The 14365-nt window shown below is 72.0% G+C and carries 11 protein-coding genes; 5 read left to right on the forward strand and 6 right to left on the reverse strand.

Going from position 1 to position 14365, the window contains the following annotated elements; all coding sequences use genetic code 11:
* Positions 1 to 36: 36 nt before the first annotated feature.
* Positions 37 to 867 carry a TetR family transcriptional regulator gene (locus ACGFZQ_RS10255; protein ID WP_351730258.1) on the reverse strand — a complete coding sequence of 277 codons (831 nt, stop codon included), beginning with the start codon at positions 865 to 867 and terminating at the stop codon, positions 37 to 39.
* A gap of 190 nt (positions 868 to 1057) precedes the next feature.
* Positions 1058 to 2890 (reverse strand): 3-hydroxyacyl-CoA dehydrogenase family protein, encoded by a 1833-nt coding sequence (locus ACGFZQ_RS10260; RefSeq protein ID WP_393839951.1) that lies wholly within the window; start codon positions 2888 to 2890, stop codon positions 1058 to 1060.
* Positions 2891 to 3277: 387 nt separating this feature from the next.
* Between ACGFZQ_RS10260 and ACGFZQ_RS10265 the strand changes: the two genes are divergently transcribed.
* Complete coding sequence (locus ACGFZQ_RS10265; protein WP_393839952.1) at positions 3278 to 3853, forward strand: adenylosuccinate lyase; 576 nt, start codon at positions 3278 to 3280, stop codon at positions 3851 to 3853.
* Here the strand turns inward: ACGFZQ_RS10265 and ACGFZQ_RS10270 are convergent.
* The 4 genes from ACGFZQ_RS10270 to ACGFZQ_RS10285 all read right to left on the reverse strand — a co-directional run bounded on the left by ACGFZQ_RS10270 (position 3840) and on the right by ACGFZQ_RS10285 (position 7654).
* On the reverse strand, positions 3840 to 4373 hold the full coding sequence (locus ACGFZQ_RS10270) for a GNAT family N-acetyltransferase (RefSeq protein ID WP_393839953.1): 534 nt from the start codon (positions 4371 to 4373) through the stop codon (positions 3840 to 3842). The genes ACGFZQ_RS10265 and ACGFZQ_RS10270 overlap by 14 nt on opposite strands.
* 46 nt (positions 4374 to 4419) lie before the next feature.
* Positions 4420 to 4821, reverse strand: a complete 402-nt coding sequence (locus tag ACGFZQ_RS10275) for a RidA family protein (RefSeq protein ID WP_393839954.1) — start codon at positions 4819 to 4821, stop codon at positions 4420 to 4422.
* 56 nt (positions 4822 to 4877) lie between these two features.
* On the reverse strand, positions 4878 to 6446 hold the full coding sequence (locus ACGFZQ_RS10280; RefSeq protein ID WP_393839955.1) for an alpha/beta hydrolase: 1569 nt from the start codon (positions 6444 to 6446) through the stop codon (positions 4878 to 4880).
* A 167-nt stretch (positions 6447 to 6613) separates the two neighbouring features.
* Complete coding sequence (locus ACGFZQ_RS10285) at positions 6614 to 7654, reverse strand: Rv2578c family radical SAM protein (RefSeq protein ID WP_393839956.1); 1041 nt, start codon at positions 7652 to 7654, stop codon at positions 6614 to 6616.
* Positions 7655 to 7835: 181 nt separating this feature from the next.
* Here ACGFZQ_RS10285 and ACGFZQ_RS10290 point away from each other — a divergent pair, with 181 nt between their 5' ends.
* The 4 genes from ACGFZQ_RS10290 (at position 7836) to ACGFZQ_RS10305 (ending at position 14352) form a co-directional block, all read left to right on the forward strand.
* Positions 7836 to 8279 (forward strand): SRPBCC family protein, encoded by a 444-nt coding sequence (locus ACGFZQ_RS10290; protein ID WP_351698968.1) that lies wholly within the window; start codon positions 7836 to 7838, stop codon positions 8277 to 8279.
* Positions 8280 to 8468: 189 nt separating this feature from the next.
* Entirely contained in the window at positions 8469 to 10856 is a 2388-nt protein-coding gene (locus tag ACGFZQ_RS10295) for an MFS transporter (protein ID WP_393839957.1), read from the forward strand.
* A 153-nt stretch (positions 10857 to 11009) separates the two neighbouring features.
* Positions 11010 to 13475 (forward strand): SpoIIE family protein phosphatase, encoded by a 2466-nt coding sequence (locus ACGFZQ_RS10300; RefSeq protein WP_382545260.1) that lies wholly within the window; start codon positions 11010 to 11012, stop codon positions 13473 to 13475.
* Positions 13476 to 13626: 151 nt separating this feature from the next.
* Positions 13627 to 14352 carry a class I SAM-dependent methyltransferase gene (locus ACGFZQ_RS10305; protein WP_351730279.1) on the forward strand — a complete coding sequence of 242 codons (726 nt, stop codon included), beginning with the start codon at positions 13627 to 13629 and terminating at the stop codon, positions 14350 to 14352.
* The last annotated feature ends 13 nt before the right edge of the window (positions 14353 to 14365 follow it).

The following is a 14365-nucleotide window of genomic DNA, read 5'->3' on the forward strand; positions in this document are numbered from 1 at the left end:
CGGGGCTATCGCTCTGCGGCTCCGCCCTCTAGGCGCTCAACGCTCCTTCAGCGCCTGCTCGATGGTGCGCATCACCTCGTCGAGCGGGGCGTCGGTCCGGGCCACCGTCACCAGCACCTCGCCCTGCGAGGCCACGGTGGCCGGCGTGGTGGACCGGGGCGGGGTTTCCCGGCCCGCTCCGATGCCCGTCCCGAACGTCTTGCGCACGATCGCGAAGGCGTGGTCGAGCTGCGCCTCCACGTCGCCCTGCCCGCCGGCCCGCAGCCAGCGCCGCAGCACGTGGTTGTGGGCGGTGACCACCGCCGACGCGGCGACCTCGGCCAGCAGCGGGTCGTCGTTGGCGTCGTCCGCGTGCGCGTGCTCGTCGAAGTGGCCGAGGAGATAGCGGGTGAAGAGGCGCTCGTAGCGGGCCACCGAGGCGATCTCGGCCTCGCGGAGGGTGGGCACCTCGCGGGTGAGCTTGTAGCGGGCGACCGAGATGTCCGGCCGGGCCGCGTACATCTTCATGACTTCCTTGATGCCACGGCACACGGTGTCGAGCGGGTGCTCGTGCGCCGGGGCCGCGTTGAGCACGGCCTCCGCGCGGATCAGGGTGTCGTCGTGGTCCGGGAAGATCGCCTCTTCCTTGGAGCGGAAGTGGCGGAAGAAGGTGCGGCGGGCGACCCCGGCCGCGGCCGCGATCTCGTCGACGGTGGTCGCCTCGTACCCCTTGGTCGCGAACAGCTCCATCGCGGCGGCCGCCAGTTCTCGGCGCATCTTGAGCCGCTGGGCGGCCGCGCGACTGCCCGCGGCACTTTCGGGCGCGTCGGGCGTGGCTGGTGTACGTGAGGACCTGGCGGACTGGGGCATGACCCGAACGTACTGCATGTGCGCAGCTTGATGGGCATGTCCGGGGTTTCCCCCGCCTGTGCGGGGCGGGGGGCCGCCGGGTCGGGTGGGTGGGGGAAGGCTGTGCCGGGTGGGCGGGGGAGGGCTGTGCCGGGTGGGTGGGGGCGGGCCGCCCGGGTCGAGCAGCCCGCCCCACTCCCGCTCGTCCCGGAACCGGTCGCCGTGGCCCTCAGCGGCGGGCATATTCGCGGAAGCCACGGCCGGTCTTGCGGCCGAGGCAGCCCGCGGCCACCAGATGCTCAAGGAGTGGAGAGGGCGCGAGGCCGGGGTCGCGGAACTCCCGGTGCAGGACCTTTTCGATCGCGAGCGAGACGTCCAGACCGACCACGTCCAAGAGCTCGAACGGGCCCATCGGGTAGCCGCCGCCGAGCTTCATCGCCGCGTCGATGTCGTCCAGCGAGGCGTAGTGCTCCTCGACCATCTTGATCGCGTTGTTGAGGTACGGGAACAGCAGTGCGTTCACGATGAATCCGGCCCGGTCACCGCAGTCGACGGCGTGCTTCCCGATGTTCGCGCAGACCTCGCGGACGGTCGCGTGGACGTCCTCGGCGGTCAGCACGGTACGGACGACCTCGACCAGTTTCATGGCCGGCGCCGGGTTGAAGAAGTGCATGCCGATCACGTCCTGGGGACGCGAGGTGGCCCGGGCGCAGGCCACGACCGGCAGCGAGGAGGTCGTGGTGGCCAGGACCGCGCCGGGCTTGCAGACCTTGTCCAGCGTCGCGAACAGCTGCTGCTTGATCTCCAGGTCCTCGGCGACCGCCTCGACGGCCAGGTCGACGTCGGCGAAGGCGTCGTACGAACCCGCCGCGGTGATCAGGTCCAGAGTCCCCGCGGCGGCCTCGGCGGTCATCCGGCCCTTGCCGACGGAGCGGTCCAGGGACTTGCCGATCCTGGCCTTCGCCGCCTGGGCCTTGTCCTCGCTGCGGGCGGCGAGGACGACCTGGTAGCCGGCCTTGGCGAAGACCTCGGCGATACCGGAGGCCATGGTGCCGGAGCCGGCCACCCCGACCGAGCGGACCGTGCGGCCCGGGGTGAGGGCGGCGCCGTCCAGCGGGGTGAGCGCGTCCCGGACGACGGTGGCTCCCCCAGCTACCGCTGGGTGGTGCCCCCAGCCCGGGGCCTCGTAGGTGTAGAAGCCGCGCCCGGACTTGCGGCCGGTCAGGCCCGCCTCGCTGAGCTGCTTGAGGATGGGGGCCGGGGCGTGCAGCCGGTCGCGGGACTCGGCGTACATGGCCTCCAGGACGGTACGCGCGGTGTCGATGCCGATCAGGTCGAGCAGGGCGAGCGGGCCCATCGGCAGGCCGCAGCCGAGCCGCATGGCCGCGTCGATGTCCTCGCGGGAGGCGTACTTCGCCTCGTACATCGCGGCGGCCTGGTTCAGGTAGCCGAACAGCAGCCCGTCCGCGACGAACCCGGGGCGGTCGCCGACCGCGACCGGCTCCTTGCCCAGTTCCAGCGCGAGGTCGGTGACCGCGGCGACCGCGCTCGGGGCGGTGAGCACCGAGGAGACGACCTCGACCAGCTTCATCGCCGGGGCCGGGTTGAAGAAGTGCAGGCCGAGGACGCGCTCGGGACGCGCCGAGTCGGCGGCCAGCCGGGTCACGGAGAGCGCGTTGGTGCCGGTGGCCAGGATCGTCTCGGGGCGGACGATGCCGTCCAGCTCGCGGAAGATCTGGTGCTTGATGTCGTACGACTCCGGAACCACCTCGATGACGAGGTCGGCGTCGGCCGCTGCCGTGAGGTCGGTGCCGGTGCGGACCCGGGCCAGGACGCCGGCGCGCTCCTGCTCGGTCAGCCTGCCACGGGCCACGGCACGGGCCGTGGAGGCCTCCAGGGCGGCGAGGGAGCCGGCGGCCTGGGACTCGCTGACGTCGATGCCGATCACCTCGCGGCCGGCCTTCGCGAGGACCTCGGTGATACCGGTGCCCATGGTGCCGAGGCCGACGACGGCGACGGTCCTGAGCGGGGACAGGGAGGGGTCGGACTGGGGAGTGGCCATCGCGGGACTCCAGGAATGAGGGTGACGACTGGAAACGCCCCCGGGTGCGCCGAAGAGGCGCACCGGGTGCGGAGAGAGCTGCAGGAGAGCTGCGTGAATGCGGGTGTTGCCGGGCTGCTGGCGCACACGCCCGGTGCCGTCGCCGCAGGCGCGCACACGCCTGGGAGCGGCTGATCCCGACCGGCCCTGTCCCGGAGCCGAGTCGTACGTACGGTACGAGGTACCGAACCGGATGCTCATGACGGCTGCGTCACCAAACCGGAATGAGCGTTGGTGCGAGTGGGTGACTCGCTCGATTGAGCTTAACCGGCGGGTAACGAGCGCGCCAGCCCCCCGACTTTGTGATGTACGTCCCTCGGCTCCCGCAACCCCTCTACGCTGGGCTTCGTGGACGAAGAGTTGCGATCACTCACGGAGCGTCTGCGCCAGGAGTCGCAGGGAACGGCCGCCTACGACCGGCTCCTGGCCACCGAGGACCACGACGAGTTGGCGGAGGTGCTCACCGCCGCCGGACAGCCCCTGTGGGCCAGGGAGTTGGCGGCGTACCGCCTGGGGACGGCCGGGGACCGGCGCGCCTTCGAAACCCTGGTCCTCCTCCTGAACCACCGCGACCCACCTCGCTGTGCCTCCGCCGCGCACGCCCTGGCCCGCCTCCAGGACCCGCGCACCGCCCGCGCGGCCGCCGCCCTCGCCACCAACGAACTCCGGGTCGCCTACGCCCTGCAGCCGGTCCGTCTCCTGGTCGTGCTGCGCGCCCCGGAGTCCGTGCCGGCCCTCATCACCACCCTGGAGCGCCGGCTGCGCCCCCACGACCCCTACCGCAAGGTCGCCCTCGCCTGTGTGGAGGGCCTCGGCACCCTCGGCGACACCCGCGCCCGCCGCGTCCTGAGCGAGGCACTGGCCCACCCCACCCTCGCCGAGGCCGCGGTCCAGGCCCTGTCCCACATCCCTAGGCAGAGGTGAGGCGGCGGTCCCTGACGTACCGCACCTCGGGCACGGGCACCCCGTCGACCTCGTACGGCTCCTCGGTGCCATCGGGCCGGAAGCCAGCCGTCTCGTAGAACCGCCGGGCGCGCGCGTTCCCCTTCAGTACCCACAGGTACACGCGCGCCTGCCGGGCGCACTGCCTGAGCACCGTCTCCAGCAGCCGCCGCCCGGCCCCGGTGCCGACATGCGCCGGGTCGAGGTAGATCGCGTACAACTCGGCGTCGCCGGTGCGTACTTCCCCGTCCCGGTAGGGTCCGTGCGCCGCCCAGCCGACTATCTCGCCGCCACGCTCTGCGACCAGGTCCGTCACCCCGTCCTCGCCGTCCCGGAACCGGGCCCGCCGCCGCTCGGCGTCCCGCTCGACACTGAGCCCGTCCAGGAACGGCTGCGGCATGAGCCCCCGGTAGGCGTACTGCCAGCCCCGGACGCGTATCTCCGAGACACGGTCGCAGTCGTCGAGGGCCATCGGTCGGATGCGGAGGGAGTCGTCGGTCATGACGGCACCCTAGGAAGCGGACGGGTCCGGTCGCCCGGTGTTTCGCTCAGTCCGTCGCCACCACCGCGAAGGCCTCGATCTCCATCAGGAACTGGGGCGCGACGAGTGCGGCCACCTGGATCGCGGACGACGCCGGGAGGCGGTCGTCGGGTATGTGGGCGGCGCGCGCTTCGCGGACGGCCGGCAGATGGGCCATGTCCGTGACGAAGTAGGTGAGCTTGACGACGGCCTCGAAGCCGGCGCCGGCGGCCGCCAGGCAGCGGCGCAGGTTCTCGAAGACCTGGCGGGCCTGGGCGGCCGGGTCGCCCTCGCCGACGAGCCTGCCCTCCTCGTCCAGCGGCAGCTGGCCGGAGACGGCGACGAACCGGCCGGTGGCCGCCACGACATGGCTGTACTGGGCGGCCGGGGCGACGCCGTCGGGGGCGGTGATGCGGGTCGGGTCAGTCATGCGTCCATGGTGGACCATGGGTCTGACAACGCCCCCGACGGTTCGTCAGGACCGGTTCAGCCGCGGAAGCCCAGCAACCCGTGCAGGGTCGAGCCGCGGGACGACGTCGACGCCGCCTTCGTGCTCAGGGGCTTCGGGTCCGGGGTCTTCCGGCAGACCGCGTCGGCGGTGCCGTCGCCGTGCGGGACCTTGCCGTCGGTCAGATAGGCGGCGAGGTAGTCGTCCAGGCAGGTGTTGCCGCTCAGCGTGATGCCGTGGTTGCCGCCGCCCTGTTCGACGACCAGGCTGGAGCCGGCCAGCAGCCGGTGGGCCGTGACGCCGCCCTGGTAGGGCGTGGCCGCGTCGTCCGTGGCCTGGAAGAGGAGGGCCGGCGGGAGTTCGCCGTTGGCGATGTCCGGCGGCTTCAGGGCGGATGTCGGCCAGGAGGTGCACGCCGCGTTGTACCAGGCGTTGTTCCAGACCATGAACGGCGCCTTCTCGTAGGCCGCCCAGTTGTCCTTGCGCCACTGGTTCCAGTCCCGCGGCCAGGAGACGTCCCGGCACTGGACGGCCGCGTAGACGCTGTAGCCGTTCTCGCCCGTGGTGTCGACGGCGGCGAAGTTCTGGTACGCCTCGACCAGCGCCGCCGTCTTCTTGCCGTTGACGTAGGCCGAGAACGCCTCCGCCAGGTAGGGCCAGTAGCCGTTGTAGTAGCCGCCCGGGATGAAGGTGTCCTCCAGCTCGGCGGCGCCCACCTTGCCGCCCGCCGGCTTCTTCGCCAGCGCCGCCCGCATGGCGTACCACCTGGCCTCGACCTGCTTCGGGTCGGTGCCGAGCCGGTAGGTGGAGTCGTACTTCGCGATCCACGCCATCAGGGCGCGGTGGCGGTCGTTGAACGCGTAGTCCTGGCCCAGGTTGTCGTCGTACCAGACACCCGTCGGGTTCACGATCGAGTCCAGGACCAGGCGGTGGATCCGCTCCGGGTGCAGCTTCGCGTACACGGCGCCCAGGTAGGTGCCGTACGAGTAGCCGAAGTAGCTGATCCGGTCGGCGCCGAGGGCCTGGCGGACGGAGTCCATGTCCTGTGCGGCGCTGACCGTGTCGAGGTACGGCAGCAGGTCGGCGTACTTCTTGCCGCAGGCCGCCGCGAAGGACTGCACGCGCTTGAGGTTCGCCTGTTCCAGCGCGGGCGTGGCCGGCACCGAGTCGGGGCGCACCGGGGCGAAGTAGCCGGGCGCGCAGTCGATCGCCGGAGTGCTCTTGCCCACGCCACGCGGGTCGAAGCCGATGACGTCGTACTGGGCCGCCACCTTCTTCGGCAGCGTGGAGGCGACGAAGCCCGCGAGGTTCAGCCCGCTGCCGCCGGGGCCGCCGGGGTTGACCAGCAGCGGGCCCTGGTACGTGGACGCGGTGTGCGGGACGCGGGAGAGGGCGAGCGTGATCTGCTTCCCGCCCGGGTCCCGGTGGTCGAGGGGCGCCTTGACGGTGCCGCACTGCAGCGTCGGATAGTCGGTGGTGCCGCACTTCTTCCAGGTCACCGAGGGTGCCTGGACGGCGGCTCGGGCGGTGGCGCCGGCGGGCAGGGCGGTGAACGACCCGGCCACGACAGCGGCGGCGGCGCACAGCACGGCTGCGCGTGTTCGCATGGGGTCCTCCCAGGACGGAGGTGTCGCGGACCGCACGTGTCACGGTCCTCGCCGCATCGTCCCGGGAACAGCACCCGGAAGAACCTATTCTGACGATTATTGACCCAATTGGGCCGAGGGTTGCGCTCGAACGCTCTCAGCTGTGAACGCCTCGGTCGCGAACGCTCTCAGAGCAGCGTGAGTTGTGTCGGCTCCGGCAGCGCGGGCTCCTCCTCCGCCGTCGGCACCGGCATCCGGCGGGGGGTGCCGGCGCGGTTCGGCCCGATGCCGTACTCCTCGGCCAGCTCGTGCACCTGACGGGTGATCCGGCGCTGGTACCACTTGGGTGCGTAGGCGCCCTCCGCGTACAGCCGCTCGTAGCGCCGGACGAGGTGCGGGTGGTGGGCCGCGAGCCAGCTCATGAACCACTCGCGGGCGCCGGGGCGCAGATGCAGCACCAGGGGGGTCACGGAGGTGGCCCCGGCGGCCGCGATCGCCCGCACGGTGGCCCGCAGTTGGGTCGGGTGGTCGCCCAGGAAGGGGATCACGGGCGCCATCAGGACCCCGCACCCGATACCGGCCTCGGCGAGGGCGCGCACGGCGTCCAGGCGGCGCTCGGGGGCCGGGGTGCCCGGCTCCACGGTGCGCCACAGCTCGGGGTCGACGAAGCCGACCGAGACCGAGATGCCGACGTCCGTGACGTCCGCCGCCCGGCGCAGCAGGTCGAGGTCGCGCAGGATCAGGGTGCCCTTGGTGAGGATCGAGAACGGGTTCGCGTGCTCGGTGAGGGCGGAGATGATCCCCGGCATCAGCCGGTAGCGGCCCTCCGCGCGCTGGTAGCAGTCGACGTTGGTGCCCATCGCGATGTGGTCGCCCAGCCAGCGCCGTGAGCCCAGCTGGCGGCGGAGCAGATCGGGGGCGTTCATCTTGACCACGATCTGGGTGTCGAAGCCGATCCCGGTGTCCAGGTCCAGATAGCTGTGCGTCTTGCGTGCGAAGCAGTAGACGCACGCGTGCGAGCAGCCCCGGTACGGGTTCACCGTCCATTCGAACGGCATCCGCGAGGCGCCCGGCACCCGGTTGATGATCGACCGTGCCCGCACCTCGTGGAACGTGATTCCCCGGAACTCAGGCGTGTCGAACGTGCGGGTCGTGACCGCGTCCGCGCCGAACAGCGCGGTGCCGGCCCGGCCGTGTTCGGCCTCCTCGGTGAGGTTCTCCCAGCGCATGACGCCTCCTCGGTAGCACTGCCCCCAGAATAGAACATCTGTTCCCATGATCGTGCGAACGATATGTGGAGACCGCGCGGACACCGTTTCCGACCGCTTCCGGCACCCCGATTTGGGCGGCCGGGCGCCGGGGTGGTTGGCTTGCCCCGATCCCCGAGAACCCAGGTGCTGGAGGAAGTCAATGGCGCAGGTCGAGGCCACTACGGAGCGGGTCGTCGCGGCGGACGCGGAGACGGTGTTCGACGCGCTCGCCGACTACAGCGGCACGCGCGCGAAGCTGCTGCCCCAGCATTTCAGCGAGTACGAGGTGCGCGAGGGCGGCGACGGCGAGGGCACCCTGGTCCACTGGAAGCTCCAGGCCACCAGCAAGCGCGTCCGTGACTGCCTCCTGGAGGTCAGCGAGCCCACCGACGGCGAACTGGTGGAGAAGGACCGCAACTCCTCCATGGTCACCACCTGGCGCGTCACCCCGGCCGGCGAGGGCGGCTCCAGGGTCGTGGTCCACACCACCTGGCAGGGGGCCGGCGGCATCGGCGGCTTCTTCGAGAAGACCTTCGCCCCCAAGGGCCTCGGCCGGATCTACGACGAGGTGCTCGACAAGCTCGCCACCGAGGTCGAGAAGTAGCCCGGTCCACGGCAGCAGGTAACCGCCGGATGAACAGGGGGTGTTGACCCCTATGGCCGGCTCTCACCGGTTCGGGTGGATCTCCGGTCCGGTCGGTCTCGTGCCGTAACTCGTCGTGCTTGTCCACAGTTGTCGCCCTACGGGACACAAGGCGGCAACTGTGCGCAGGCGCGACGAGGGGAGCGGTACGTGGGGACGACTCTGGTGCAGTACGAGGAGCCGGCCGCGGCGCCTGCCGACGCCCCCGCGCCGGAACCCGCCCCGGCCCCCGGACTCGGGCCGCGCCGCACCCGGTTGGTGTTCTGCGGGCTGATGCTCGCCCTGCTCCTGGCCGCCCTGGACCAGATGATCGTCGCCACCGCGCTGCCGAGGATCGTCGGCGAGCTGCACGGCCTGGACCGGATGTCCTGGGCGATCACCGCCTACCTGCTCACCTCCACCATCGGCCTCCCGGTCTACGGCAAGCTCGGCGACCTCATCGGCCGCAAGAGCGTCTTCCAGTTCGCCATCCTGGTCTTCGTCGTCGGCTCCGCGCTGGCCGGACGGGCGCAGAGCATGGACCAGCTGATCGCCTTCCGCGCGGTGCAGGGCGTCGGCGCCGGCGGGCTGATGATCGGTGTCCAGGCGATCATCGCCGACATCGTGCCGCCCCGGCAGCGCGGCCGCTTCATGGGGCTGATCGGTGCCGCCTTCGGCCTCGCCTCCGTCGCCGGGCCGCTGCTCGGCGGCTACTTCACCGACCACCTCTCCTGGCGCTGGTGCTTCTACGTCAACGTGCCCTTCGGGCTGGTCACGCTGGCCGTCATCACCGCCGTACTGAAGCTGCCGAAACCCCGGGTCCGGGCCCGCTTCGACGTCCTGGGCACCCTGCTGCTGGCCGCCGCCTCCACCTGCCTGGTGCTGCTGACCAGTTGGGGCGGCACGGAGCACGAGTGGGGCTCGCGGGTCATCCTCGGGCTCGGGGCCGGTGCCGTGGCCGCCACCGCACTGTTCCTGTTCGCCGAGCACCGCGCGGCCGAACCCCTCATCCCGCTGCGGCTGTTCCGGGACTCCGTCTTCAACGTGACCGGACTCGTCGGACTGGTCGTCGGCGTCGCGCTGTTCGGCGCCGCCAGCTATCTGCCGACCTTCCTGCAGATGGTCGACGGCGCCTCGGCCACCGAGTCCGGGCTGCTGATGCTGCCCATGATGGGCGGGATCGTCGGTGCCTCGATCGTGGCCGGCCAGCTCATCAGCCACACCGGGCACTACCGGATCTACCCGGTGCTCGGCGGGGCGCTGTCCGTGCTCGGCATGTGGCTCCTCTCCCGGCTCGAAGTCGACACCCCGCGCTGGCAGTACAGCATCTGGATGGCCGTGCTCGGCGCCGGCATCGGCATGGTGATGCCGGTGCTCATCCTCGCCGTGCAGAACTCCGTACCGCCCGCCGACCTCGGCACCGCCACCAGCGCCAACAACTACTTCCGGCAGATCGGCGGCAGCGTCGGCGCCGCCGTCTTCGGCACCCTGTTCGCCGACCGGCTCACCGACGCCCTGCACCAGCGTCTCCCCGCCCACGCCGGCGCCCGGCTGCCCGACCCCGAGTCCCTCACCCCGCAGCTCGTCCACGCGCTGCCCCCGGCGCTGCGTGACGCCTACATCCGCGCCTACGCCGACGCGATGCCACGGATCTTCCTCTACCTGGTCCCGCTGCTCGTCCTCGGTCTGCTCATCGCCTGCTTCCTCAAGGAGAAACCGCTGGTGTCCCACAACACCGCCGATACCGAGTCCATCCCCGTGAACGCCCCTATCCCGCAAGCCCGTTCGCCGTACACCGGCGCCGGGATCCCGGTCTGCGGCACGGTGCAGCACCCGGACGGGACCGTGGTGCCCCGCGCCGCACTCACCCTCATCGACGCCGTCGGCCGGCAGATCGGCCGGGGCGCCAGCGGCGACGACGGACGGTACGCCCTGTCCACGCCCGGCTCCGGGTCGTACGTCCTGATCGCCGCCGCCGGCGGCCACCAGCCGCAGGCGGTCACCGTGACCGTCGGGGAGCGGCCCGTCGAACTCGACGTCGTCCTCGGCGGCGCCGGACGCCTCGCGGGCACCGTCCGCACCGCCGACGGCACGCCCGTCCGCGACGCCACCGTCACGCTCACCAACGTGCAGGGCGAGGTCGTCGCCAGCACCCGCAGCGGACGCGAGGGCGGCTACGTCATCACCGAGCTGGTGGCCGGCGAGTACACCCTCGCCGGCAGCGCCCCCGCCTTCCGCCCGGCCGCCCTCCCGGTCACCGTCCAGGCCTCCCGGGAGACCCGGCAGGACGTCGAACTCGCCGGCGGCGCCGTGCTGAAGGGCACCGTCCGGGCCGGCGGCGGGCGGCCCGTCGAGGACGCGCGCGTGACCCTGCTCGACGCCGCCGGGAACGTCGTGGACACCCTCACCACCGGTCCCGACGGAACGTTCCGGTTCGTCGACCTGTCCTCCGGCGAGTACACCGTCATCGCCGCCGGTTACCCGCCGGTCGCCACCGTGCTCCAGGTCGCGGGCGGCGGCCGTACCGAACGCGATCTCCAACTGGGGCACGAGGACTGACCGGACGGGGTCGCGACGGCGCGGACCTGCGCGTCGGTGTGCTCCGGTGAAACCAATTCCAGGAATGCCACACATCGCAACCGACGGCCACCGTACGGTAGTGGCGGGCGGCACAGATCTTTCGCGGAGCCGTGGGGAGAGAGGGCCTGGGCCATGGACCATGGCAGCGAGCGGGACACGCCTCCCGGCCTCGGTGCCGGGGAGGACACGGCAGGCCGGATCCCGCTGGCCGTGGTCGTCGTCGGCCGCGAGGGGCGGGTCTCCCACTGGAGCACCGGCGCGCGCCGGCTGTTCGGCGCCGCCAGGGAACAGGCGATCGGCCACCCCGTCCTCGACCTGCTGCCGGTCTCCGGGGCGCTCCCCGAGGACGACGAGATCACTCCGTACGGCGCCTACGCGGCCTACGACGGACTCGGCCCCGACCTGGAGTCCTCCCTCGACGGACGGCTGAACTTCCCCGCCGCGGGCCGCGCCCGGCTCACCGTGCCGGACCGCGCCCGCGTCGACGTGCTGTGGTGGGCGTATCCGCTGGTCGGCCCCGGCGAGGAGCGGCTGCTGGTGCTCGCCGCCGACGCCGAGCGGCTCCGCCGGTCCGAGCACGCCGAGGACGTGGCCTTCGAGCGCATCGCGCCCGGATTCGCCCTGCACACCGACTTCCCCGGCGCCGAGGAACTCGCCCGCAGGCTCCCCGAGATCCTGCCCAGCATGAGCGTCGACGAGAGCGCCCGGATCGTCGCCCAGGTCCTCGAACTCGGCTATCCGATCCTGGAGTTCAGCCAGAACGACCGGGTTCCGGTCACCCCCGACTGGGGCGTCGCCCGGCGCACCGAGCGCAAGGCCCGCCGGGAGCGCGCCGCCCGGGTGGCCGCCCAGGGCCTGCCGGTGCCCGCCGACCTCACCGACGACGAGGGCGAGGACCTGGAGTACGCGGCCGTCCGCGAGCGCCTCGAGTTCCTCAACGAGGTCAGCGGGAAGATCGGCACCTCCCTCGACCTGGCCCGCACGATCGTCGAGGTCAGCAGAGCCGTCGTGCCCCGCTTCACCGATGTCGCCGGCACCTATCTGCGCGAACAGGTCGTCGCGGGCGAGGGGTTCCCGGACGGCGTGCCCGACACCACCACCATGTGGCACCGGGTCGCCCTCGAGCACACCGACGAACCCGGCCGCTGGGACGACGTCGTCCCGGTCGGCGAGGCCATGCCGTTCCCCGCGCACACCCCGTTCTTCCAGTGCATGACCAGCGGCGAGCCGGTCCTGGTGCCGCGGATCAGCGTGGAGATGGGCCACGCCATCGCCTCCCAGTTCGAGAAGCGGGACATCCGGCCCCTGATCACCGGCCGTTCGATGCTGGTCGTGCCCCTCAAGGCCCGCCACGTCGTGCTCGGCTTCATGATCCTGCTGCGCCACCCCGAGCGCGAGATGTTCAACGACATGGACCGCGTCACCGGCGCGGAACTCGCCGCCCGCGCGGGCCTCGTGCTCGACAACGCGCGCATGTACACCTTCCAGGAGAGCGTCGCCGAGACCCTCCAGGACAGCATGCTGCCGCACATACCGCCGCGCATGGCGGGCTGTGACATCGCCACCCGGTATCTGCCGGGCACCCTGCTCGGACGCATCGGCGGCGACTGGTTCGACTCCGTGAAACTCCCCGGCGCCCGCACCGCCCTGGTCGTCGGCGACGTCATGGGCCACGGCCTCAACTCGGCCGCGATGATGGGTCAGTTGCGGACGGCCGTCCAGACCATGGCGGCCCTGGACCTGCCACCGGCCCAACTCCTGCGCAACCTCGACGACCTGGCCCAGCGCCTCGGCGACGGCTACCTCGCCACCTGCCTGTACGCCGTCTACGACCCGATCGAGAGCGAACTCCACCTCGCCAACGCGGGCCATATCCCGCCCGTGCTGGTCCGTGCCGTCGACGGCCGCAGCGAACTCCTCGACCTGCCCACCGGGGCGCCCATCGGCGTCGGCGGGGTCGCCTTCGAGTCGCTGCGGGTGCGCGTGGACCCCGGCGACCGGCTGGTGATGTGCACCGACGGACTCGTCGAGATGCGCGGCGAGGACATCGGCGTCGGCCTCGCCACCCTCTGCGAGTCCGCCGCCCACCCGGCCGCCTCCATGGACGACGCCTGCGACACCATCATCCGCGCCCTCGCCGCGGCGTTTTCACGAGCGGGCCACGGCGACCGCAAGGACGACGTCGCCCTGCTGATGGCCCGCCTCAACGGCATCGAACCGGACGACGTCGCCGAATGGCGGCTCGCCCTCGACCCCGCCGAGGTCCGCCGCGCCCGCGCCGTCGTCCGCGAACAACTCCACGACTGGGGCCTGGCCCGGCTCGCCGACCCCGCCGAGCTGATGGTCAGCGAACTCGTCACCAACGCCCTGCGGCACTCCCACAGCCGTCCGGTCCAGCTCCGGCTGATCCGCGGCGAGACCCTGCTGTGCGAGGTCGATGACGACGACCACGCCCTGCCGACCCTGCTCAGCGCGGAACCCGGCGCCACCGCCGGACGCGGACTGCGGGTGGTCAGCACACTGGCCCGGGAGTGGGGCACCAGCCGTACGACCGCCGGAAAGACCGTCTGGTTCGAGCTGACCTCACGGCGCCGCTGACCTCACGGCTCCGCTGACCGAGGGGCGCACGTTCGTCGAAAGTGGGGTGAAGGAACGCGCCGGGCGCTTGTGGCCGAAACCGGCGCAGGGTAAACCGTACTGGCCCGTCACATACGGCGGCCTTCTGCGGTCACACCCTGGGGAGTTGGGCATGAGCGTGACGAGTCGATACCGGGACGCCTGGGAGGGTTTCTGGCGCGAGGCGCCCGACGAGACGGGGGCGGTGTTCTGGGACGCGGAGCCGGGCGTGACCGCCTCGGTCCATGTCGCCCTCTTCGAGCCCCACCTCACCGACCCCGGTCTGCCGCTGGTCGACCTCGGCTGCGGCAACGGCACCCAGACCCGCTTCCTCGCCGGCCGCTTCCCGCGCGTGCTGGGCACCGACATCGCCGAGGCCGCCCTGGAACACGCCCGGCACGCCGACCCCGCCGGACTGGCCCGCTACCGTCAGCTGGACGCGGCCGAGAAGAGCGAGGCCGAGGCCCTGCACGCCGAACTCGGTGACGTCAACGTCTATGTGCGGGGCGTTCTGCACCAGTGCGAACCCGACGACCGGCAGCCGTTGACCGACGCCGTCGCCACGCTCGTCGGCGATCGCGGCCGGGCCTTCCTCGTCGAGCTCTCCGAGGCCGCCCGCCCCATCCTCGGCGGCCTCGCCCAGAGCCCGTCCGGCCCGCCGCCCAAGCTCGCCCCGGTCTTCCGGCACGGCATCGCCCCCGGCGAGGTCGCCGACGACGCGGTACCCGAGTACCTGCGCAACGCCGGCCTCACGGTCCTGGCCGGCGGCGAACTGCCCTTGACGACAACGGAGTTCACCCCGGACGGCGAACGGATCGTGCTGCCGTCGAAGTGGCTGGTGGCGGGGCGCGCGAACTGACCTCCGTGGACAG

This window comes from Streptomyces sp. NPDC048254 (assembly GCF_043201895.1).
Taxonomy (GTDB): Bacteria; Actinomycetota; Actinomycetes; order Streptomycetales; family Streptomycetaceae; genus Streptomyces.